Raw genomic sequence first — 23,291 nt, forward strand, 5'->3', positions numbered from 1 at the left:
GGCATGTGTTTTTTACTATGGACCATCGGCCATTGACTATGGACTTTTTATAATCGGTGTAATCAAAATAATCATTTAAATCGGTGCTTATGATACGGAACTACATCAAAATTGCATGGCGCAACTTAGTTAAGGATAAGCAGTTCACGCTGTTGAACGTGCTGGGCCTCTCGGCAGGGATTGCCTGTACTTTGCTCATTTATCTGTGGGTGCACGATGAGATGAGCTACGATAAGATCTTTGATAAGGATAACCAGGTTTTCCAGGTGATGGAATTGCGTGGTGCCGGCGAAAACATGGGCCTTACGGATGAATCATCGGGCCTGGTGAGCGAGAATATCAAAATAGGCAACCCCGAAATTGAATATGCTGCACCCGTTGCGCCGGCAGATTGGTTTCAGAAGTTTACGCTTACCAGCGGCGAAAAAAACATCAAAGCCGTTGGCCAGTACGTAGGCAAGGAGTATTTCAATATCTTCTCTTTTAAAATGCTGGATGGCGACCGCAGCAAAGTGCTGGAAGCCAAGAACTCCATCGTGATATCTGATGACTTGGCCAGGCGGCTGTTCACCACCCGCGAGGGGGCCATCGGCAAAGTAATCCGTTTTCAGCATGAGCGGGACTTTTTCGTGTCGGGGGTGTTTGAGAAAGTGCCGGTGCATTCTTCGCAGCAGTTCGATTTCGTTTTATCGTTCGATTACCTGGGCGATGTGCAGCCGTGGGTTAAAACCTGGAACAACGGCGGCCCGCATAACTTCGTGTTACTTAAAAAAGATGCCGACCTGAAAGCCTTCAACAAGCGCATAAGCGATGTGGTGAAGAAAAACAGCGGCGATACTACACGGCAATTGGTAGCCATGCAATTCTCCAAAAACTACCTCGCCAATACCTTTAACCACGGCTCGCGCGTTGGCGGCAGGGAAGAGTATGTAAAGCTTTTTTCGCTTATCGCAGTGTTTATATTGCTCATTGCCTGCATCAATTTTATGAACCTTTCTACCGCAAAGGCAGCAGGCCGCATGAAAGAGGTGGGCATAAAGAAAGTGATAGGGGCCGAGCGTAGCCAATTGGTTATCCAGTTCCTGTCCGAATCATTGCTGCTATCCCTCATCACCATGGTATTTGCGCTGGGAATTACCTTGCTGCTGTTGCCGCAATTCAATCAGCTTACCGGCAAGGATATCAAACTGGTATTCGATTTTCAGATGATCGCCGTACTGCTGGGCATCGCTTTGGCTACGGGCATCGTATCGGGCAGTTACCCGGCTTTGTACCTTTCTAAATTTAAACCACTGGCAATATTGAAAGGGAAGCTTAACACTTCTTTTGCCGAATTGGTGGCCCGTAAAGGGCTTGTGGTGTTCCAGTTTACGCTTTCAGTAGTGTTGATTATATCGGTGCTGGTGGTGTATAAACAGGTGAAATTCATCCAATCTACCGCGTTGGGGTATAACAAAGATAACGTGGTGCGGTTCGATTCGGAAGGTAAGCTTGCCGGCAACGAGGAAGCCTTTACTGCCGAGCTGCGCAAGATACCCGGCGTGGCGAATGCGAGCTTTACACAGCATAACATCGTTGGCCGCAACTACGGTACAGCAATGGTAGGTTGGGACGGCAAGATGCCTAACCAGGACATTTACTTTGAAGGTTTTTTTGGTGGATACAACTTCATCGAAACCATGAATATGCAGGTGGTGGATGGGCGTGCATTCAACAAAAGCTACGGCCCGTCTGAAGGGGGCAAGGTGATGTTGAACGAAACCGCTGTTAAGGCTATGCACCTGAAAAAAAGCCCCATAGGCGATAGCATCCAAATATTCAATGGAAAAGCGCAGGTTGTTGGCGTGGTAAAAGATTTCCATTTCGAATCATTGCACGAAGCAGTTAAGCCCTCATTTATCTTGTTGGCGCAGGGTGTCAGTCCGTATTTTAAGATAATGGTACGCGTAAAGGCCGACCATCAAAAAGAAACCCTGGCGCAGATACAGAACGTTTACGAACGATTTAACCCGGGCTTTCCGTTCTCCTATAATTTTTTAGATGAGGCATACCAAAAACAATATGAAACCGAAACCAGGGTATCAGTATTAGCCAATTATTTTTCGGCACTGGCCATCATTATTTCCTGCCTGGGCTTGTTTGGTCTGGTAGCTTTTACCGCACAGAAAAGGCGCAAGGAAATAGGCATCCGCAAGGTGGTTGGCGCATCGGTAAACAGCATCACCGTGATGCTTACGGCCGATTTCCTAAAACTGGTGCTCATAGCGGTGCTAATAGCGTTCCCGCTGGCCTGGTACATGATGCACCAATGGCTGCTAGGCTTCGTTTACCGTATAGATATCGGTCCGCTGGTGTTCGTTATCGCGGCGGCATCAATTATCCTTATAACTATACTTACTGTTAGTTTCCAGGCCATAAAAGCGGCGCTGGTAAACCCGGTGAAGAGTTTGAGGAGCGAATAATTGTCATTGAGTCATTAGGTCATTGAGTCATTTTAATGCTGACTTAATGACCTAATGACTCAATGACGCGAAGCAGAATGACTTAATGACTAAATAATCATGATACGGAACTACATCAAAATTGCCATGCGCAATCTTACCAAGCAAAAAATGTACAGCCTCATCAACATCGGCGGCCTGGCGATAGGGCTTGCTGTTTGCATGACGATACTGATGTACGTTTCGCATGAGATGAGCTACGATAGTTTCCACAAAAACCGCGACAAAACCTTCGGCATACATGCTACGCTTAAGATAGGCGGCAACCAAATGAACATGGCTTACATGAGCTATGCTACCGGCCCCATTGCAAAACAAACTCAGCCGGGGGTAGATAGCTACCTGCGTACCATGAAGTACTTTAAGCCGCTGGTGGTGAACAACCCTGCATCGCCCGAGCAAAAATTTACTGAGCAGGATTTGCTGTTCGCCGATGCCAATTTCTTCGATTTCTTTTCATTCAAGCTAAAATCCGGCAGCAAGGAAGATGTTTTAACCAGGCCGTACTCGGTAGTGCTTTCGCAAGCCATGGCCGACAAATACTTCGGCACCGAGAATCCAATCGGTAAAACCATCACCATAAAAACAGATAGTGCTTATACGTACCAGGTTACCGGCGTGGCCGAGAACAGCCCTTCCAACTCATCTATCAAATACAATTTCATCGTATCGGGTCAAAGCCTTATCGCTATGAAAGAAGGCAAAAAATACACCGGCGATCAGGGCGTAGGCCCGGGCTCTTTCGACGTTTACCTGATGCTGAAGAACGCGGCGGATACCGCCAAAGTAAAAGGCGGGCTGGAGCAATTGGCCAAAAACAACAAGAATTTCGAAGAAATAAAATTCAGCCTTTCGCCACTGGCAGATATGCACCTTAAGAGCAACTACGGCGATTCGTCTAACACTAAATACCTCAAGATATTCCCATTGGTTGCCGTATTGATTTTGTTGCTGGCACTGGTGAATTACATGAGCTTATCTACCGCCCGCGCCACGCTGCGCGCTAAAGAGGTTGCGGTGCGCAAGGTATCGGGCGCGAGCCGCAAAACCATCGCCATGCAATTTTATGTAGAGTCGGGTATATTTACGCTGCTCTCCTTTATTTTAGGCTATGTGCTTTGCTACGCCTTTAAGCCATGGTTTACCAATACGCTGCAATTACAGATAGATAATTCCTTTTTATACAGCCCATTGGTTATTGGGTTATTCTTTTCGCTGTTTGCTTTAACGGCTTTAATAGCAGGCAGTTACCCATCTTTGGTTCTATCGGCATTTAAACCTATTGCCACGCTTAAAGGTAAAATGAGTAAACAAACCGGCGGCGTTGCCGTGCGCAAGGTGTTCACTACGCTGCAATTTGCCATATCGGTTGGCTTGATTATCTGCGGCATCATCATCGATAGACAACTGTACTTCTTCCGCCATGCCGACACCGGGATGGATAGGGAAAACATTGTAATGATACCGGTGGGCAACAGCTTCGGCAATAATTATGCGGCTTTTAAGCAAGATGTAAACTCGCTTGCGGGCATAGCCAGCACCGCAACATCGCATTACGCCATGTTTAAAGGTTACGATATGAATTTCATCAATGGTAAAACCAAGGAGGAAAGTGTGGCGCTTGCGACTTTATCTGTTGATAACCATTACATTAACACCCTTAATTTAAAGTGGAAGATGCCACCCGTCTCAGAAGAAAGTACTATCGGCATAAATAAAGTAGTCATCAACGAAGAAGCGATAGATAAACTGCACCTGAAGGCGAACCCTGTGGGCACCTACATCCAATCGGGCGACCAAAAGTTTGAGATAGCCGGCGTATTGAAGAATTTCAATTTCAGTTCGATGCAATCCACCATAGAGCCATTGGGCTTGTTCATAGCGCCCGATACCACCGCAACCTGGGCAAAAATTGGCTGCAGCCTGTTCGCCAAAATAAAACCGAACACCAATTTACCAACATTGATGGAGAACATCCAAAGCATATACGAAAAGTACGGTAACGGTACCCCGTTCATCTACACCTTTATGGATGATGCTTTTAACGAGCAATACAAAGCGGAGGACAGGCTATCTTCCATCTTCAGCATATTCACCTGCATCACCATCGTTTTGGCCACTATGGGGCTGTTTGGCCTTACAGCTTTTACCATAGAGCAGCGCAACAAAGAAATTGGCATCCGCAAGATATTGGGAGCAAGCCTCAGTACCATAGCCTCGTTGCTATCTATCGATTTTATTAAGTTGGTAGTAATATCCGCAGTAATCGCCTCGCCGGTAGCGTGGTGGGCCATGCACAACTGGCTGCAGAATTTTGCCTATCGCATAGATATCCCATGGTGGGTATTTGCAGCGGCTGGTATTGCGGCAGTACTTACTGCAGCCGTCACCATCAGCTACCATGCGCTAAAAGCAGCCATAGCCAATCCGGTGAAGAGCTTACGTTCAGAATAGAATCAAGATAAAAGAGTCAAGAATCAAGACGAAACAACCATCGAAATCCGAGAAAATCGGAAAGAATCGTAAAATATTCGGTGTAATCAATTTAATCGGTGTAATCAAGAAATAAAATGATAAGAAATTACTTAAAAAGTGCCCTGCGTAACATTACCCGGCACAAGTTTATCTCGTTCATCAACATATTCGGCTTAACGGTGGGGCTTACCTGCTGCCTGCTTATCTTAACTTACATCATCAACGAGAATAGTTACGATAAATATAACGCCAATGCCGATGATACCTACCGCGTAACCCGCACCTTTTACTCGCAGCCGGGGGTAGAGAGCTTGCATTTAAGCGCCGTTGCGCCGCCCTTTGGCCCACTGCTGCAAAACGCTTTCCCCGATATTAAAAAAATGACGCGTGTTTTGTACACCGGCACGAGCGCCCTGCATTATAAAGAAAAGCTGTTTAACGAAAAAGGCACCGCCTTTGCCGATGAAAATTTCTTTAGTGTTTTTGATGTGTCGGTTACAAAGGGCAATCCTCGCACGGCTTTAACCAATCCATATAGTATTATGCTGACCGAAGAGTTGGCAAAGAAGTACTTTGACAAGGAAGACCCTATCAATAAAACCGTTAGGCTGGATGATAATACGCACGAATTTAAGGTTACCGGTATTTTTAAGCCTTTCCCTTCGAATGCGCACATGCACCCGGAAATGCTGTTGTCATTTAATACCTTAAAAGACAGCGTTGTTTATGGAGAGAAAAACCTGCAAACCAATTTTGGCAATAATGCGTTCGATACCTACCTGTTGTTCCCCAAAGGGTATAATACAGCCAGCATAGAAGCGCAATTGCCTGCGTTTTTAGATAAGTACGTTAACCTTGGGGGCACGGTTAAAACTCATTTGCAAACCAAGCTCGAGCTTCAAAAATTAACAGATATACACCTACGCTCTCATCTGGATGATGAGTTAGAACAAAACGGCGACATCAAACGCGTGTATATCTTCTCGGCAATTGCGCTTTTCATATTGCTGATAGCGTGTATCAATTACATGAATTTGGCTACGGCCCGCTCTGTTTTACGGGCTAAAGAAATCGGCATACGTAAGGTGATAGGGGCGCAGCGTAGAGAGATCATCTCCCAGTTTTTGAGCGAGTCGGTACTTATAACGTGGGTAGCGCTTATTTTGGCCATTGTCTTAACTGCCCTTGCGTTGCCGTGGATAAATAAGTTGTCGGGCCTGGGCTTATCTGTAAGCAGCCTGCTGCACTTCAAAATATTGCTGCCTGTATTGGCATTGCCATTTATTATCGGCCTTATCAGCGGTATATACCCGGCTTTGTTCATGTCGTCCTTCATCCCCGCCAAAGTATTAAAGGGCATGCTTAAAGTGGGTACGGGGAATGTATCGTTCAGGCAGGTTTTGGTAGTATTGCAGTTTTCTATCTCTATTATTCTGATTGTTGCCACTGCGGTGGTATTTCAGCAATTGCAGTATATCCAAAATAAAGCTCTCGGATTTAACAAAGATAATATCATCACAATGGGGTATTACAACGGTTTAACGCCGCAATACAACGCTTTTAAAGCTGACCTGCTGAAAACAGGCTTGGTTAAAGAAATAGGCCGTTCATCGCGCATACCTTCGGGCAGATTGCTGGATATGCAGGGGGCGTCGGTGATGGAAAATGGCACGGCGCAGCCGGTAAAATTCGACCTTAAAAACATTACGGTTGATTACGGTTTTATACCCACTTTTGACATGCAAATAGCCGCCGGGCGCAATTTTTCGGAGGCATTTAAAACCGATAGCGTTAATTGCATCATTAATGAACAGGCAGTTAAGGAACTTGGATGGAAAACACCGGAAAACGCAATCGGAAAAAATTTAACCTACGGTGGTGTCGAGGGCAGAGTAATTGGCGTGGTTAAAAATTTCCATTTCGAATCGCTGCATCAAAAAATCCTCCCCATGATATTTAAACTACCTAACCGCGATGGTCTTAACCGCACGTCGATTAAGATAAGCGGTACAAACCCGCAGGCAGCTATTTCCGTTGTGGAAGCCACGTGGCACAAATACCTGCCGGAAACACCATTTGATTATACCTTTTTGGATGAACGTTTCGGCAAACTTTATCAGAGCGAGCAACAGCAAAGCAGCCTGTTCACCATATTCTCGTTCATCGCAATTTTCATAGCATGCTTAGGCTTGTTCGGCTTATCGGCATTCACCATTACGCAGCGTGTTAAAGAAATTGGCGTCCGCAAGGTGTTAGGTGCAAGCGTGCCGCAAATTGTAGGCGAACTATCCCGCGATTTTTTAAAGCTGGTGGTTCTGGCCGCAATAATTGCCCTGCCCGTTGCCTGGTACGCCATGAACAAATGGCTGCTCGATTTTGAGTTCCGCATCAGCATCAGTTGGTGGGTATTGGCTATGGCAGGGGTGGTAGCGCTCATCGTAGCGTTTGTAACCATCAGTTTCCAGTCGGTAAAAGCCGCGCTGGCCAATCCGGTTAAAAGTTTACGTTCAGAATAAGAATTCACGGTATAAATTCTAAAGCCTAAAATCTAAAATAAAAAAATAAAATGGGTTGGGCCAAGTCTTGGATCAATCAGTGAAATCATTTTAATCGGTGGAATCGGTGCAAAAAAAGGTACAATCAATTAAATCAACGTAATCGGTGAAAGTATGATAAAGATTTATTTCAAAACAGCATGGCGCAACTTGCGCAGCCACAAGGCAACAAGTATCATCAATATAGGCGGCCTGGCGGTTGGCATGGCTGCTGCGGTGCTGATATTTATTTGGGTGCAGAATGAGTTTAACTTCGATACCAACCAGGCCGATGGCGCCAATATCTACCGCATAAAAAGCTACCTGGCCATAGATAAAACCAGCACCTGGATATGGGAGCATTCGCCATACGTATTAGGCGATGCCATGAAGAGCGAGCTGCCCGAGGTGGAGGATGTTGCCCGCATATCGCCGAATACTTATCGTGCGGTTTACCTGAACGTGAATGGTGAGTTCTTCCCCGAAAAAACGACTGCCTATGTAGATAACCATTGGTTCGACGTGTTTAAGTACGATTTCATCAGTGGCGGCCCGAAGGCCTTCGCTCAAAATCCATTCAGCATCATCCTGAGCGAGAGCAAGGCCAAAAAGTATTTCAACAAACAGGATGCGGTGGGCAAAACAATTCGCATAGATTCGGTCAATTACATGGTGCAGGGTGTAGTAAAGGATAACCCCGCAAATTCCAGCTTCGCATTCGATGTGCTGATACCCGTGGCCGCCAAGCAAAGCAACAAAAGCGAAAAAGATAATGACCTGGACTGGGGCAATTTCAATTACTTGACCTTTGTAAAATTGCACTCTGGCGCTAAGCTGCAGCCCCTTTCGCAAAAGATAAAGGAGATACTGCACAAAAATCGCAAGGAAGATAACCTGAAGATAGGGCTTACCCCGCTGGCTGCGCTCCATTTCGAAGATGACCTGCAAAATTCACAGTTAGCCCATGGCGATAGAAAAGTAGTGTACATATTCGTTGCCCTTGGGATATTGCTGCTGGTTATCGCCTGCATCAATTATGTAAACCTTACTACGGCCCGCGCAAGCTTGCGTGCCAAAGAAGTAAGCATAAAAAAAATAGTAGGGGCGGGGCGGGCGCAATTATTTATGCAGTTTATTACCGAATCGGGTCTGGTGAGCTTGCTATCGCTCATCCTCACCATCGTAATCATCTGGCTGGCATTGCCGGTTTTCAATCAGTTTACCGGGCGCAATTTCGTGTTGTCCTTCGGATCGGGCTATATCGGGCTGATACTGCTGGGCACCCTGCTCACGGCCATCGTACTGAACAGCATCTACCCGGCGCTGTTGCTTTCTTCTTTTAAACCCATGAGCATCTTCCGCGGCAGCAGCCTGCTGCACCTTAAGGATACTTCGCTGCGCAAGGGTTTGGTGGTGGTGCAGTTTACCTTTTCTATATTCCTCATCATAGGCGTTATCACCATTTACCGGCAGCTTAAGTTCATCAATTCGAAAAACCCGGGTTACAAACGCGAGCAAGTGCTTACCATATCGTTGCCTATTAGTACGTTTTACAAGTATAAAGCCGATGTACGTGAAGCATTGTGCGGAAGTGTTAAACAATCTTTACTGTCACAATCGGGCGTTAGCGCGGTATCGCTAATGGGTACGCATTCGATACAGGATAACCAAAACCTTTCATCGGGCGGTACCGATTGGGATGGCAGGGCTAAAGATTTTGACCCGTCTATCGCCTTTTTTAATATCGACCCGGACTACATCAAAATCGTAAAAATTAATTTGGTGGAGGGCCGGTGGTTTACCCCGGGCGACCTTGCAGACAAACGCAACGCTATTTTGAATGAAACAGCCGTAAAAGAATTTAATCTGCATAAGCCCTACATCGGGCAGCGCTTTGTATCCCGCGGCGATACGGGGCGGGTAATAGGGGTAGTAAAGGATTTCAACTACAAAAGCCTGCACGAAAAAATCGCTCCTGCAATATTCAAAAACCACCAGGATTATGTGAACACTTTTTTAATTGGCGTAGCGCCCGGCAAACAAGCCGAAGCCATCAAAAAGATACAAGCGGTTTGGGGCCAGTATTTTAACAACGAGCCACTGGAATATACTTTCCTGGATCAGGAGTTCGACAGGCTTTATAAAGACGATGCCAAATCATCGGGCCTGATGTCGGTTTTCGCCGTGGTCGCTATTCTGATATCGTCCTTGGGATTATTTGGCCTGGCCGCATTTACCGCCGAGCAGCGCGGCAAAGAAATAGGCATACGCAAAGTGCTGGGCGCAACCGTAGCTGGTTTGGTTGCGCTGTTGTCTAAAGATTTTATATTGCTGGTGATAGGCGCACTGGTAATTGCAGCCCCGCTCGCAGGCTGGCTGATGCGTAAATGGCTGGATGACTTTGCTTACCGTATAGATATGGCCTGGTGGATTTATGCCTCTGCAGGCATCATAGCCGTTGCCATAGCCTTTATCACCATCAGCTTCCAGGCCATAAAAGCGGCCATGGCCAACCCGGTGAGGAGTTTGAGGAGCGAATAGCTCGAGTTAGAGGCAAGACTATAAGAATCAAGATTCAGGATATAAGAATGAAAAGCCAAGGCAATTTATCATGACAATAAGCAGGTGTATGCACAGAAATCCGACTGTTTTAAACGGTTACTTATGCCTGGATGGGACGTTTGACGTGCTCCAATGCAGGGAAAACGGGCCTTTCCGGCGTAAAAAATAACCCTCATCCACCCGCTTTCTCCACCCGCTTTATCACCCTAAACACATTACTCTTTGCGCAATCTGCCTGGCTGGCTATCTGCCGCACGCTGTGGCCTTCGGCATGGAGGCGGAGGATCTGTTGTTCTAGGGCGTCGCGCTGTCGGGCGGTGGGGATGAGCAAGTGAGGGGCCTCACTGCCCTGGCCTTCAAACGCAAAGTGGAGCGAGCTGCCCTCTTTCACAACACGGCAAAACTTAACCATTCCCGCGCTAAATGCCGGCGCGCCGCTTCTTTGCTTTACCTGTTTAAGGTAGCGTAGCCCTGGTGTGGCCTGGCTTTCACCAATAGCAAAGGCGCTGTCGGCAAAGTTCATCAGCATTTTGCTGCCCTGCAGGTCGTTGCGGGTAATGGGGCGTGCGGGGTTGCGCTTGGGCGTATGCGCCAGCACCAATATGGATACGCCCCAGCGATTTTTTACGGTGTTGAGGCTGCGCATCAGCTGTACAGCGGCGGCGGTACTTTCGGTACTGCTGCGCAGGGCGGTAATATTATCAATAATAATGGTGCGCGACCTGGTGCTGACGATGATATTCTCGAAGGAGTTGATGAGGTAATCATGATAGCTGGCAAATTTGCGCTCGCGGCTAGCGGCGGGGTTGATGATAACCCGATAAAAATTTGGCGAGAAGGGGTAAAGCTCCCCATCGGGGCCGGTATACCGTTTGGCAAACTGCGCAGCGCTCAGCTCGAAATCGAAATACAGCACCGGTTCGGGCTGCTGCTGCACGGGCATATCGCCCACAGCCTCGCCGCGACTAATGGCATCGCCTATTTGTACCGCCAGGATGGATTTACCCACATTGGTATCGGCAAAGAGGATGCACAACTCGCCTTTAAACCACAAATCGCCAAAAAGCATATCGCCGGCGGCGGTTTCGCCGGGATGGAGGCAAAGCCAATCGTCGGCCTTTTTAATGATAAAGGCTTCGTCGCTGGTTATTGCATCGGCCTCCTGTTGTTCTAATAGCCGGCGTTGTTTGGCCGTAAGCTTATCTCCCCTTGCCATCGCGCGCAAAAGTTCGATTTGCGGCGGGCGTTCAAATAGCGGATTGTCCGTTGGCTTGTTGCTCATGAAAATTTATTTATAATGCAAGTTACCCAAATACAGGCTGGCAAATGGTGGCGCTGTTTTGTCAGTGGGAGGGATGGGTGTCACACGAAAAGTGTTTCAGCGCTTTTTTATCAATATAAGTAAATTTGCAATAAGTAGCTTATAATTAGACATTTACAGCGTTTACCTAAACAACGGGGATGTCCCAAAGTGTTTCACTTAATTCATGTAAATAATTGATAATCAATGCAAATTAAAAAACAAGTGTCCCACTTTATAAAGTGGGACACCTGCAATAAAAAAAGCCTCAAAACTTTCGTCTTAAGGCTTTTAACCGTGACCCGGGAGAGATTCGAACTCTCGACCCAATGATTAAGAGTCATTTGCTCTACCAGCTGAGCTACCGAGTCGTTGTAGTGGTTCCGGTGTTTTTTTACCGGGTTGCAAATATACAGCTTTATGTGAGCAAACAAATAGCTATTTGTCAATATGCTGCCAGAAAATTAATTGCCTTCGACGGCGGGTTCATACGGCATGGGTTTGCAATAACACACCGCTAAACCATAGGCGCAATAATTAGTATATTTGCGGCGATGAGTCTTTTTAACCAAACCGTCAACCTGCTTAAAAAAGAGATTATACTAGAATGGCGCTCCAAATATGCCTTCAATGGCGTGCTGTTGTATATCGTATCTACGGTGTTTATTTGCTATATATCGTTCAACCTTAACCCGGGTTTTAAAAACAGCAGTGGTTACCCCATCGTTTGGAATATCCTGTTTTGGATAATCATGCTGTTTGCATCGGTAAACGCCATTGCCAAAAGTTTTATGCAGGAGAGCAAGGCCCGGTTGTTATACTATTATACCATTGCTCATCCGCAGGCCATTATCCTTTCTAAAACTATTTATAACATTTTGCTGATGGGCCTGCTGAGTGTGCTGGCCCTCGCGGTTTACATGCTGTTTTTTACCAATACCGTTGCCGATTTACTGTTTTACTTCCTCGCCGTATTGATGGGGAGCATCAGTTTTTCCACCGTGTTTACCATGATATCGGCCATTGCCTCCAAAGCCGGCAACAACGGTACGCTGATGGCCATTTTGAGTTTCCCGGTTATCATACCCGTTATACTCATCCTCATCAAAATAAGCAAAGCCGCTATGGACGGGCTGGATAGGGGCCTCAGCCTGGGCAACATAGGCGTACTGGCGGCCATCAATGTAATCGTCATAGCCACCTCGCTGCTGCTGTTCCCGTATTTATGGCGGGATTAGGATTATAAAGGTTGGAACGTTGAAAGTTGAGAATTCCCTCGATTTCCTAAAGAAATTAAAAAGTCTTAATTAAAAATCCTGTTTAATCCTTAAATTCCGAAATCCTGTTTATCTTTGGCTTATTAAAATCTCTTTATAAAATATCCCATCTATTTGCAACGCCCTAAAAGGCGATGTATCCTTTATGCCCATCCGGCATAACACTAATTTCTTGTTTTCATTTTATAAAGAACAATATGCAACCACATAAAAAAGTTGCCGTTATTGGCGGCACCGGTAAGGCCGGTAAATACCTTGTTAAACAATTACTTGCTCAGAACATATTCATCAAACTCCTCCAACATACATCTGAATCGGCGCATGCAGATAGTCCGTTTGTCGAAATTTTGGAAGGCGACGCGCGGGACTACAACGTTTTGCTCAACCTGTTTACAGGCTGCACTGCCGTAATCAGCACCGTTGGCCAGCCCGCCGGCGAGCCGTCGGTATTTAGCGATGTAAGCGCCAAAATCTTAAAAGCAATGGATGTCCTCGATATTAAGCGGTACATCTGTGCCACAGGACTTAATGTGGATACGCCCTTTGATGCCAAAGGCCCCAAAACCAAGTTCGGTACCGAATGGATGTACCAAAATTATCCCAAAACAACCGCCGATAAGCAGGTAGAGTACGAAGTGCTGACCACCAGCAAACTCGACTGGACGCTGGTGCGCCTGCCCATGATACAGCAAACCGATGATCTGCCGAATGTTATTACCAGCCTGCAAGATTGCCCCGGCGATCACATCAGTGCGTCGAGCCTGGGCGCGTGGATGGTAAAGCAATTAAGCAGCGATGAGTTTGTGCGGCAGGCACCGTTTATTGCGAACGGGTAAGGCTTTGAAAGTTGAAAGGTTGGAATGTTGTAAGGTTATGACCAGCGAGGGGTTGGAGTTCCACGAACATTACAACCTTTCAACTTTCAAACTTTACAACAAATCCGCTACCACACTAGTTTATACCCCACTCCGCGGATGTTGATGATCTGGATATTAGGATCAGCGGCTAAATGACGGCGCAGTTTGGTTATAAAAACATCCAGACTGCGGGCGTTGAAAAAGCTATCATCCCCCCAAACGGTGTCTAACAAGGTTTTACGGGGTAGTACTTCGTGTTGGTTTTTGCACAGTAATTTTAAAATATCACTTTCGCGGGCGGTGAGCTGCCAGGTATTGATGCCTTGCTGCAGGGTGTTCTTGGTGGGGTTAAACTGCAGGTTGCTTATTTGATACAGCTCTTTAACCTGTTTATCGGCCGGTTGGCGTACCAGCAGGCGGTTTACGCTCAACAGCACCTGCATCCGCACGATGAGCTCTTCTACGCTAAATGGCTTTTTCAAATAATCGTTCGCGCCGCTTTCAAAACCGGCTACCACATCTTTGGGCTGCGATTTGGCCGTGAGGAAGATGATCGGCGTTGTTTTATCCGCCTCGCGTATTTTGCGGGCCAGCTCAAAGCCATCCATTTTGGGCATCATTACATCCAGCGCTAAAATATCGGGCTTATGCTCCCTGTATTTCAACAGTGCCGCTTCGCCGTTAGCGCATAACACCACTTCAAAGCCGGCTTCTTCCAAACTTTCGCGCACAATATGCGCCAGCGCCAATTCATCTTCGGCCAGTAGTACTTTTATTTTATCCATTTTTGATAGGGATGGTTACGGTGAACTCGCTTCCTTTGTTCACCTTGCTGTTAACCGATATCTTGCCTCCATGGGCCTCTACCATGTATTTAACATAATTGAGCCCCAGTCCGGTACCTTTTACATTGTGTACATTTCCCGCCGGTACGCGATGGAATTTATCAAAAATGTGTTTAATATGCTTTGCCGGTATGCCCATGCCATTGTCTTTTATCGAAAAAACGGCGTATTTATGCTGTTTTGTTAGGTCTATTTTAATATCCACCGGCTCGGTAGCATATTTAATAGCGTTATCTACCAGGTTGAGCATCACGTTGCGTAAATGCATTTTATCCGCCTCTATCTCGGTTATCCCATCGCGATTGACGTAAGTGATATTTACCTCCTTGGCTGTTTTTTGCTTTTCGGCTTGTATCAGCTCATTCATCAGTTCGTCAATCGCTATCCGCTCCTTCACCAAAACCACCTTTTTGCGCTCAAATGCGGCTACATTCAGCACTTTGGTTACCAGCCCATCCAATCGGCTCAACTCGTTACGGGATGTTTGCAGGTAGCGTTGCGTTTTCTCCGGGTCGTTCAAGCCATTGAACTTCTGTAAGCCTTCTATAGCTACAGTAATCGTAGCTATAGGGGTTTTCAGCTCGTGCGTCATGTTATTGATGAAATCATCTTTTAACTCGGTCAGCTTTTTTTGTTGAATGATGGTGCGGATGATGTAGAAAAGGCAAAATTTGGTAAATACAATCAGAAAACCAGATAACCCGAGGATCACGATCATTTCGCTGAGGATACCAAACTGGGCTTTTTCAAACACAGCTCTTACATATAAGGCATTTTTATCCATATGCTGCAGGAATAAAAAGCCGTGGTATTTGTAAGTAAACTGTTCTGTTTCGCTGTATTGCAGCTGTTTTATTTTGTGCGGGTCCAAATTATCTGCGGGTATCGGTTTGTCTGATATCTTTAAACTAAATTTATCGCTGGGGTGCATTTTAGGGTGCATTTGCCGCATTGTTTCCCTAAAGTATTTAGAAAGTTTTATGCTATCGGCCTTCCGGTAATTTGGCGGCATCTCATAGGTGCCTTTGTCCGGCAATGATCTAATTGAATCTAAGCGTTTATTCAGTGTATTAATACTTCTGCCGGGATGCGCTTTATGGTAGGCTATTTCGTCAAGAAAATTGCCCATAGTATCCTCCATCGCAAAAAGCGTCATCAATTTCTCCATCAACATTGGCTGGTAAAAAGATATCTCCGTAAGTATCTCCGGAATGCTTGCCCCTGCATTGAGTCTCTTTTTATAAAAGTTATAATCAGGTATAGTGGTATTGTAGGGCTTATCGCCAAAATTACTATACTTATTGGCGACGGAAATCAACATCACCAGGTGGGCCGTATCTGCATCCCGCAGTGTGTCGAATTTTATTTTGATGTCAGGTGCAGATAAACGCTTTACCATCACCACCCTAATGGAGTCGAAGTAATCTTTTTTACAGCTATCCAGCGCGCGCTGCATGGCGATGTTGATGTCGCCGTCGAACTTTTCTTTATTGAGTTTATAGGCGGTGAAACTCCAGTAAACCTGCAGCACAATAATGCCGGTTAGTAAAACAGTAGTTAAAAATAATACGATATAAAGTTTCTTTTTCATGATTTTGGTTGCTTAAGGTAAAAGTAATTCGCCCGAGAGCAACCGGCCCAATCTGTTAACATTCGTTAACCTTAAATAAGGATGGGTAAGTTTAAACCCTATTCCTTCACCAACCTTTCGCCCCGGATGATATCGTAACCGAAAAGCCCTTTATCAACTGTAATCACCGCGTACGATGCTTGCTTCAACGCATCTTCGCTTTTGGCATTTATAGAGAATTGCTTGTTGCGGAATTTGACCACGGCATGCGGGCCCGATTTAAGGTATCGGGAATATTTGGCGTTAATGGCAAGTTTATACTCTACCTGCTTCCCATCGGAAAATGCATCGTTCAGCAGAAATAACACGGAACTGAACATAAAGGCTGCAACAAAAGCCGCCCCAAGGAAACCCAGCGGACGTTTGATCCGCTTCGCCAGCAGCGCCGCAGCTAATACGCCGAAGATGCATCCTGCGGTAACGGGTTTCTGCCATTCCACGAAGGTGCGGTCATATTCTATCAGGGGATAAAAGAAGGTGTAGTAGCCCGCTACCAATATCACAGGCACCTTTACCAGGCACGACCAGCAGCCAAGCTTGCTGTGCAGCGTAAACATAAACTCTTTCTTATTGGGTTCCGGATTGTTTAAACTGCCGCTCACCGGCGTGATATCTTCCATCCGATTAAGTTATCGATATTTTTGGGGAAATGTTTTAAAGTTGAAATGTTTTAAAGTTTGAAGGTTGTAGTATTGGAATATTTGTCGGCAAAAAAGGCTTGGAGTTTCTGTAACATTCCAACCTTTCAACTTTAAAACCTTCCAATAATTTACCGTTCTCAATAGGTTAATTCTTCATCCTTGATGATATAATACCCTAATGCGCCTTTTTGCGCCTTCAGCATTACATAATGCGCACCATCGAATAATTCTTTTTCGGTGCCTGTTACGTTTAGTGTTTTGCTGATACCTTCATATTGGATAAATACCCTGGGGGAACCGCGGCGCAATCGGTATCTTTCTGTTATCGGCACTTTAATATTTACTATTTTGCTATCGGCAAAAACGGTATTTATAAAAAACAACAGCGAGCAAAACAGGAAACCCGCCGCAATGACGATCGGTATAGAAAACAGCCAGAAGGTGATGCTCTTTTTTAAGACGATCGGTATAGAAAATAGCCCAAAAGTGCTGTTCTTTTTTAAAACGAAGGCAGCCACCCCAAGCCCGAATACTGCGCCGCATATTAAGGGGATGGATAAAGGCACAAGCGTTGATTGGAACCGCCATATAGGATACCCAAAAACGATAAATAAACCGCCCATCGTCTGAAGGCCCCTCAGAAATTCCTTTTCCCAGCCGAGCTTACTTTTGGTCAGGCTTTTTGCCACCCTTAGTTTGGCGCGCCGCTTAAAATCGCTGTTCCGTTTCATATGCTGAATGTACCATTATTATTAAATCTTGCGGTACAAAAAAAAGAGCGTCGTTGCGGGCGCTCTTCCTTTCATACCGAATTGATTTGCTTTTCTTCGCGTTGTTTTTCTGTAAGCCTATCTTAGTTTACGGCCAGTTTACTATCTCTTATAATTAAATATCCCAGCCGCCCTTCGCTTAACTTCAAAATCACATAAGATGCTTTTGATATTTCCAGCTTATCACTAAAGTTGAAACCCAGTTCATGACCTTCATACAATACCGATACCGAGCCCCCATTTTTAATTACGCGGGGGTACTTTTTTGTTATCCTGAGTTTAATTTCTTTTACTATACTCTTATCCGCGAGTACATTATTGATCATCAGTGGCACACCGAAAATTAACGAGCCGTACCCAAAGAACGCAAACAAATAGTATTCCCGTTTTTTTGTAAGCAAAATGCCGGCGAGTCCTCCTAACGAAGCAAATAGAAGTGGTAATTTCATATCGAATAAAACATCCTCCGCAAAAAAAACGCTATACCAGAAACATACACCGCAAAAGCACCAAAATATAACTAATACTACCTTGGCAAATGTTACTTTAGGTTTACGGAGATTGCTATCAATTATTTTTTGCAACTCTCCGGCTGTTTTATTCCGCAAACGTCTCATCGGTCTAAATATACTGTTTAAACAAATTGGTATAGCACAAAAAAAGAGCGCCGTTGCGGGCGCTCTTCCTATCATATCGAGTTTGAAAACTATTCCTGATCTCCGGTTTCTAATCTTTATTTACGGCCACACGCCAAGGTTTTGGTACGATACCGCTATTTTGTTGATAGCGCCTACCATAGCTGCGTTGCGCAGGGTGCCTACTTTAGGGTTGTTCTTATATATCTCGCGTATCTCGTGGTAAGAGCGAATCATGGTGTCCTCCAGGCCCGAGTTTACCAGTTCAAGTTCGGATGCGCCTTTGATGATGGTAGAGCGTTGCAAAGGCGATAAGGCCGTGCCGGTGATGCCTTCTACCATGTTCACCAGGTTAAGGTTAGCGGTTTCTTCGAACCTGCGGTTCATGCGGCCGAAAGCTACGTGGCTTAGGTTCTTCAACCACTCGAAGTACGATACCGTAACACCGCCCGCGTTGGCATACATATCGGGGATAATCATGCCACCGTTTGCATAAAACGCAGCCTCTGCCTCTGGCGAAGTCGGTCCGTTGGCACCTTCGGCAATAATTTTTGCTTTGATGTTGGCTACGTTCTGGGTAGTTATCTGGTTCTCTAAAGCGGCAGGCACCAATATATCGCAAGGCTGCTCCATACCTTCCATGGTGTTCTTGAATTCTTTTTTGGCACCGGCATAACCTAATATAGAGCCGGTTGATTTGCGGTGCTGGAAAACAGCCTCCACATCCAAACCATCTTCGTTGTAGATAGCACCTTCGAACTCGCAAAGACCTACGATCAAGGCACCAAATTCCGACAGGAACTTGGCCGAATAGTAACCTACGTTACCAAGGCCCTGTACGATTATCTTTTTGCCCGACAGGCCGGTGGTCAGGCCAATCTTCTGCATATCCTCAGCAACACCAACGCACTCGCGTATGGCAATGGCAACACCACGACCGGTAGCTTCGCGCCTGCCGGCAATACCGTGCAGGGCTATAGGCTTACCTGTTACTGCGCCCATAGCATCCAGCTGACCGGGGTTCATGGTGGCGTAGGTATCGGCAATCCAGCTCATTTCGCGTTCGCCACTACCATAATCAGGTGCAGGTACATCAATGCTTGGGCCTATGAAGTTCTTTTTAATCAACTCTACGGTGTAGCGGCGGGTAATGTTTTCCAGCTCGCTTACAGTGTAACTCTTGGGGTTTATTTTGATGCCGCCTTTAGCACCGCCGAACGGTACATTTACGATGGCGCATTTGTAGGTCATGAGGGCAGCAAGCGCCATCACTTCATCCTCATTCACCATTTCGCTGTAGCGGATACCGCCTTTGGTTGGGCTTTGGTGGTGCGAGTGTTCTACACGCCAGGCATCTATCACCTCGAAGCCATTGCCGCGGCGGATAGGGAAACGGAAACGGTAAACGCTGTTGCACGATTTTATCTGGTCGAGCAAACCGGCATCGTGCTGGGTAAACTGTGCTGCAAAATCAAAATTCTTGCATACGTCACCAAAGAAGTGCGTATCCTGATTTGCAGTCGGATTATTAATATTCATAATTTAGAATTGGTAAAAAATTAATCTCTCAAAAAACTGTGCAAAGTTGGTTCTTTTTTTGCGAATAATGCAAATTAATGAGTGATGCTATTCTGTTTAAAATGTAAAGAAATTCAACATCAAAGTTTAAACAGCCAAAGGGGGTATTGGTTTAATTTTCCTTCTCTAATTTTTTCAGCCGGCGGTCCATACTGAAGAGGAAAATGGCCAGTCCGGCGAAAATAATGCAGATGGTTAGGATGACCACATAAATTTTACCCGAACTGCGCAGGGCATCGGCCATTTCAACGTCTTGTCCGGGCTGTGCCATGGCAACAGAAATACTGCATAACAAAAGCATTAATAATGTAAGTTTCTTCATATTAATCAATAGCATTCTTTTTATATTCTATTAAGCGCATGCGGTAACGCAGGGTGGCAATCCAAAGGGCAATAAAGCTCCAGCCCAGCATGGCGGGGTAAAAGGCCAGCTTCATGCCGTTATCCAGATCGTACTTGCCGAATGCGGGATTGCCGCCGCTGCCGGGGTGCAGGGATGCCGTCATACGGGGCAGCACGAATATCAGCACAATCATCACCGGGAAAGCGAAGATGTTGTATATAGCGGATATTTTTGCGCGTTTCTGCTCCTCATCCATCGAGTTGCGTAGCACCAGGTAAGCACAATATAATAAAAAAGCAATGGCCGCGCTGTTTTGTTTAGAGTCGCCGCTCCAGAACTCGCCCCAGGTATATTTGGCCCAAAGCATGCCGGTAAGCAGGCCCATGGTGTAAAAAACAAGGCCGGTGTTTACGCACTCCACCGCTGCAATATCGTATTCTTCTTTACCCGTGCGCAGATACTTGATGCTGTAATATACCGATACCACGAACACCGTAAGCATCCCAATCCACATAGGCACGTGGAAGTACAGGTTGCGGATAGTCTCATGGATAATGGGCAAACGGGGCACTTTGAACAGCAACCCGGTAACAAACGTAGATAATACCAGCAGTACTGCTATCACCTTCCACCAAGTTTGATAAATGAATTTCATATTGTGCGGCAAAGGTAATTATTTGTTTGATGATGAATAGTGACCGAACTCATAATTGCTATTGTTGCAGTACTGTGGCATATCGGTTATAATGTTGCATTATTTAGTTTGTAGCCATTAAGAAAATGATAGCGCAAAGCAAATTAGGGCATTTAGCTCAGGAAAATCTCTTGTAAGATTTGCAGATTATTTTTGGCTAAAGCCCGCGTGTTTCTTAATCAATTTCCGTCCACTAAAGTGGGACGGCAATGAATTAGGGCTGCATTCTATTTAGATATTCCTGTTCATTGCCGTTTGGCTTCAGCCAACGGTTAGTAAAACGGCCTTTAGGAGGCTTTAGCCAAAATTTGACAGTTGCAGATTTTAAAATTGATTTCCCTCCTTTTACCTCAAAATACTCTCGGTAACCTTGGCAATATCTACCGTTATTTTACTGATGAAACCTAGTTGTTCTTTCATCAGCACATCTTCCACCGAAAGCGGGGCAGGGGGGACTTCTGCAGTTTTGCTAGCTTCTGCAGGTTTGGGTATAGGCGGCGGTATAGCTTCGCCGCTGATTTTTTTGTTAGTTTCTTTTAGTACCGCTATGCTGCGCTTCACCAGTTTAAGGCTATCGGCATGCGGTTGCTGCGGACCGGCTTTAATGAGCGATGAAGCGATATTAGCCGTGTACGATGCCAGGATATGGTTCAGCACCACAAATTTATGTATATCCTTGATGTTGCGCTGCTTGCTTTTTGGCTCGGAGGTCATCCGTTCGAACGTGGCCGATAAGTTGGCCGAGTTTACGAAAACATCCTTACGGGCCAGTTTATAATCGGTAACCAGCACGGGTTTGCCCGACAGGCTCTCGAGCACTTTTTTGAGATAATTAATGTTTGCCGTGATGACGTTCTTCAAGTCGGTTTGTATCGTCTCGAATTCCCAGGTTGGGAATATAACGTAGCTGGCTATAAAAGCGATGGCGCCGCCTATAAGCGTATCGATAATGCGCTCGGCTGCCACGTTTGATAAGCCCAGGAATTTGAAGAGGATGAGTACATAGGGTGTCATAAAAATAACGCTCACCACGTAATTTAGCCGCAAAAAACTGTAGGTGCCTATCATCAATACCACCAGGATTATAAATTGCGTGGTGTTATTAGGGATGAAGTTGAGTATCACGATGCCGATGGCGCCGCCGGCAATAGTGCCGATGAGCCTTTGGTAGTTGCGCTGTTTGGATAGGCTGAAGCCTGGCTTCAAAATAACGATAATGGTAAGCAGCACCCAATAGCTATGCCCGCCAAACGACACGTTTTTGGCCGTAATATAGCCCACCAAACAAACCAGCGATACCCTCAAAGCATACTTAAACGTAGCGGAATCGAGGCTGATGTTATCCCAAAAAATGTGCGGGGCAAAATCCTGGTGGGTTACAAATTTGGAGTACTCCACCTCGCGGGTATCGTTGAGCAACATATCCGATGCCTTGGAGTGGTAATATTTGTAGATGTTGCTGATGCTCTTGCTTACATCGCGCAGGTTGATGAGTATCTTCTTCAGCACCAGGTTGCTGGTTTCCTTATCGTCGGCACCCACCTCGTCAATCTTCTGTTTCAGCAGTTCCAGTTTATGGTTAAGGTGGTTTAGCTTTTCCGGGCGGGTATTGGCCAGTACGGCATAGCCGATGTTATCCAGATCGTCGGCTACGCTGTTCAGGAAATCGGCAATCTCGGCCAATACGCCCGTATGTCCGAATTTCTCACGAATCTGGCGGTAATCGTAATGCGTAGCCATTATCTGCTCGAACATGTCCACCAGGTCGATGAACGTAAGCACCAGTATCCTGCTGGCACCGGTAGATTCTTTTACCATCAGGCGGCTTTTGAACAGCATCTCGCGCACGGCATCCTGGTGGTTGCTTACCGATATCTGCTGTAGCACCAATCGCCGGTAATTATCGTCGATATCCGTTTCCACGCGATAAAAATCGGCCTTCAGGCGCAGGAAACGGGCCACGTCGGCCACGTTCTCGCCAAGGGTTTGTTGCGCCGCCCGGTAGGGCCGTATGCCGAAAAACACCAGGCTGAACAGCATGTACCACACGCCGCCCGCCAAAATAGTGGCGCAGAACATGGGGAGTTCCGGCGGCGGCACTTCCTTATCCATCATGAATATCATCACCAGCAGGGCAGAGGTACCTACCGATGCCGCGCGGTTACCGTAAACCACCAGCATGCTGAAAAGGAACGAAAAGGCGGTAATTTCCAGCCCGAGGGTGTAGGGATTGAGACGGGCGTAACCGGTAATCAACGATATCGCTAACAACAATCCGTTGCCTACGCCCATGGCGTTGCGTTTATGCTGCACCGGGCCCGGGCTATCGATGGCGCAGATACACAGGGCACCCAGGCTCATAGTGAGGCCCAGATCGAAATGGTTGAACTGCATGGCCACCAGCGTGGGTAGCAATATGCCCGCAGAAATACGCAACCCATCAGAAAAATACTGGCTGTAAAAAAAGCTCTTTATCTCTCGTTCATGGTTTTTCATCAAGGTATTCAGCGGGATAATCATGCGCCCCGCAAATTTAAACAAATATTACGGGCCGCAATCGCAATAACCATAATTGCATAAAAAGGCTTTATTTTTTATTAATTATTCAGATTTTAGCATAAATTAATTTTAGATACTTAAATTCACGCC

The 23,291-nt window shown here is 46.0% G+C and carries 16 protein-coding genes and 1 tRNA gene; 6 read left to right on the forward strand and 11 right to left on the reverse strand.

Annotated features, from left to right (window positions below):
* Positions 1-89: 89 nt before the first annotated feature.
* From AC1DYT_RS15895 to AC1DYT_RS15910, 4 genes are all read left to right on the forward strand, one after another.
* Positions 90-2,462 (forward strand): ABC transporter permease, encoded by a 2,373-nt coding sequence (locus AC1DYT_RS15895; RefSeq protein WP_477470561.1) that lies wholly within the window; start codon positions 90-92, stop codon positions 2,460-2,462.
* Positions 2,463-2,561: 99 nt separating this feature from the next.
* Complete coding sequence (locus tag AC1DYT_RS15900; protein WP_477470562.1) at positions 2,562-4,955, forward strand: ABC transporter permease; 2,394 nt, start codon at positions 2,562-2,564, stop codon at positions 4,953-4,955.
* A 116-nt stretch (positions 4,956-5,071) separates the two neighbouring features.
* Positions 5,072-7,492: an ABC transporter permease gene (locus AC1DYT_RS15905; RefSeq protein ID WP_477470563.1), complete on the forward strand. Its 2,421-nt coding sequence runs from the start codon at positions 5,072-5,074 to the stop codon at positions 7,490-7,492.
* Positions 7,493-7,645: 153 nt separating this feature from the next.
* Positions 7,646-10,051 carry an ABC transporter permease gene (locus AC1DYT_RS15910; protein WP_477470564.1) on the forward strand — a complete coding sequence of 802 codons (2,406 nt, stop codon included), beginning with the start codon at positions 7,646-7,648 and terminating at the stop codon, positions 10,049-10,051.
* Positions 10,052-10,244: 193 nt separating this feature from the next.
* Here AC1DYT_RS15910 and AC1DYT_RS15915 read toward each other — a convergent pair whose 3' ends face one another.
* Positions 10,245-11,354: an AAA family ATPase gene (locus tag AC1DYT_RS15915; RefSeq protein ID WP_477470565.1), complete on the reverse strand. Its 1,110-nt coding sequence runs from the start codon at positions 11,352-11,354 to the stop codon at positions 10,245-10,247.
* Positions 11,355-11,670: 316 nt separating this feature from the next.
* Positions 11,671-11,743, reverse strand: a tRNA-Lys gene (locus AC1DYT_RS15920).
* A gap of 183 nt (positions 11,744-11,926) precedes the next feature.
* On the opposite strand from AC1DYT_RS15920, the gene AC1DYT_RS15925 reads away from it, so the two are divergent.
* Together AC1DYT_RS15925 and AC1DYT_RS15930 are read left to right on the forward strand one after the other, a co-directional pair.
* Positions 11,927-12,610 (forward strand): heme exporter protein CcmB, encoded by a 684-nt coding sequence (locus AC1DYT_RS15925; protein WP_477470566.1) that lies wholly within the window; start codon positions 11,927-11,929, stop codon positions 12,608-12,610.
* Between the two features lie 236 nt (positions 12,611-12,846).
* Positions 12,847-13,485, forward strand: a complete 639-nt coding sequence (locus AC1DYT_RS15930) for an NAD(P)-dependent oxidoreductase (RefSeq protein WP_477470567.1) — start codon at positions 12,847-12,849, stop codon at positions 13,483-13,485.
* A 107-nt stretch (positions 13,486-13,592) separates the two neighbouring features.
* Here the strand turns inward: AC1DYT_RS15930 and AC1DYT_RS15935 are convergent, their stop codons facing one another.
* The 9 genes from AC1DYT_RS15935 to AC1DYT_RS15975 form a co-directional block, all read right to left on the reverse strand.
* Complete coding sequence (locus AC1DYT_RS15935; protein WP_477470568.1) at positions 13,593-14,291, reverse strand: response regulator transcription factor; 699 nt, start codon at positions 14,289-14,291, stop codon at positions 13,593-13,595.
* Entirely contained in the window at positions 14,284-15,942 is a 1,659-nt protein-coding gene (locus AC1DYT_RS15940; protein WP_477470569.1) for a sensor histidine kinase, read from the reverse strand. Before AC1DYT_RS15940 ends, AC1DYT_RS15935 begins: the two co-directional genes overlap by 8 nt.
* A 98-nt stretch (positions 15,943-16,040) precedes the next feature.
* Entirely contained in the window at positions 16,041-16,601 is a 561-nt protein-coding gene (locus tag AC1DYT_RS15945) for a hypothetical protein (protein WP_477470570.1), read from the reverse strand.
* Between the two features lie 158 nt (positions 16,602-16,759).
* Positions 16,760-17,353 (reverse strand): hypothetical protein, encoded by a 594-nt coding sequence (locus AC1DYT_RS15950; RefSeq protein WP_477470571.1) that lies wholly within the window; start codon positions 17,351-17,353, stop codon positions 16,760-16,762.
* Between the two features lie 122 nt (positions 17,354-17,475).
* Entirely contained in the window at positions 17,476-18,084 is a 609-nt protein-coding gene (locus AC1DYT_RS15955) for a hypothetical protein (protein WP_477470572.1), read from the reverse strand.
* Between the two features lie 45 nt (positions 18,085-18,129).
* The gene (locus AC1DYT_RS15960; protein ID WP_477470573.1) at positions 18,130-19,566 is read right to left on the reverse strand and encodes a Glu/Leu/Phe/Val family dehydrogenase; all 1,437 of its coding nucleotides are present in this window, start codon (positions 19,564-19,566) and stop codon (positions 18,130-18,132) included.
* 151 nt (positions 19,567-19,717) lie between these two features.
* Entirely contained in the window at positions 19,718-19,927 is a 210-nt protein-coding gene (locus AC1DYT_RS15965; protein WP_477458243.1) for a CcmD family protein, read from the reverse strand.
* Position 19,928: 1 nt separating this feature from the next.
* Positions 19,929-20,603, reverse strand: a complete 675-nt coding sequence (gene ccsA / locus AC1DYT_RS15970; RefSeq protein WP_477470574.1) for a cytochrome c biogenesis protein CcsA — start codon at positions 20,601-20,603, stop codon at positions 19,929-19,931.
* A gap of 384 nt (positions 20,604-20,987) precedes the next feature.
* Positions 20,988-23,138 (reverse strand): FUSC family protein, encoded by a 2,151-nt coding sequence (locus tag AC1DYT_RS15975; protein WP_477470575.1) that lies wholly within the window; start codon positions 23,136-23,138, stop codon positions 20,988-20,990.
* Between the last annotated feature and the right edge of the window lie 153 nt (positions 23,139-23,291).

It is taken from the genome of Mucilaginibacter sp. P1_D10 (assembly GCF_056406215.1).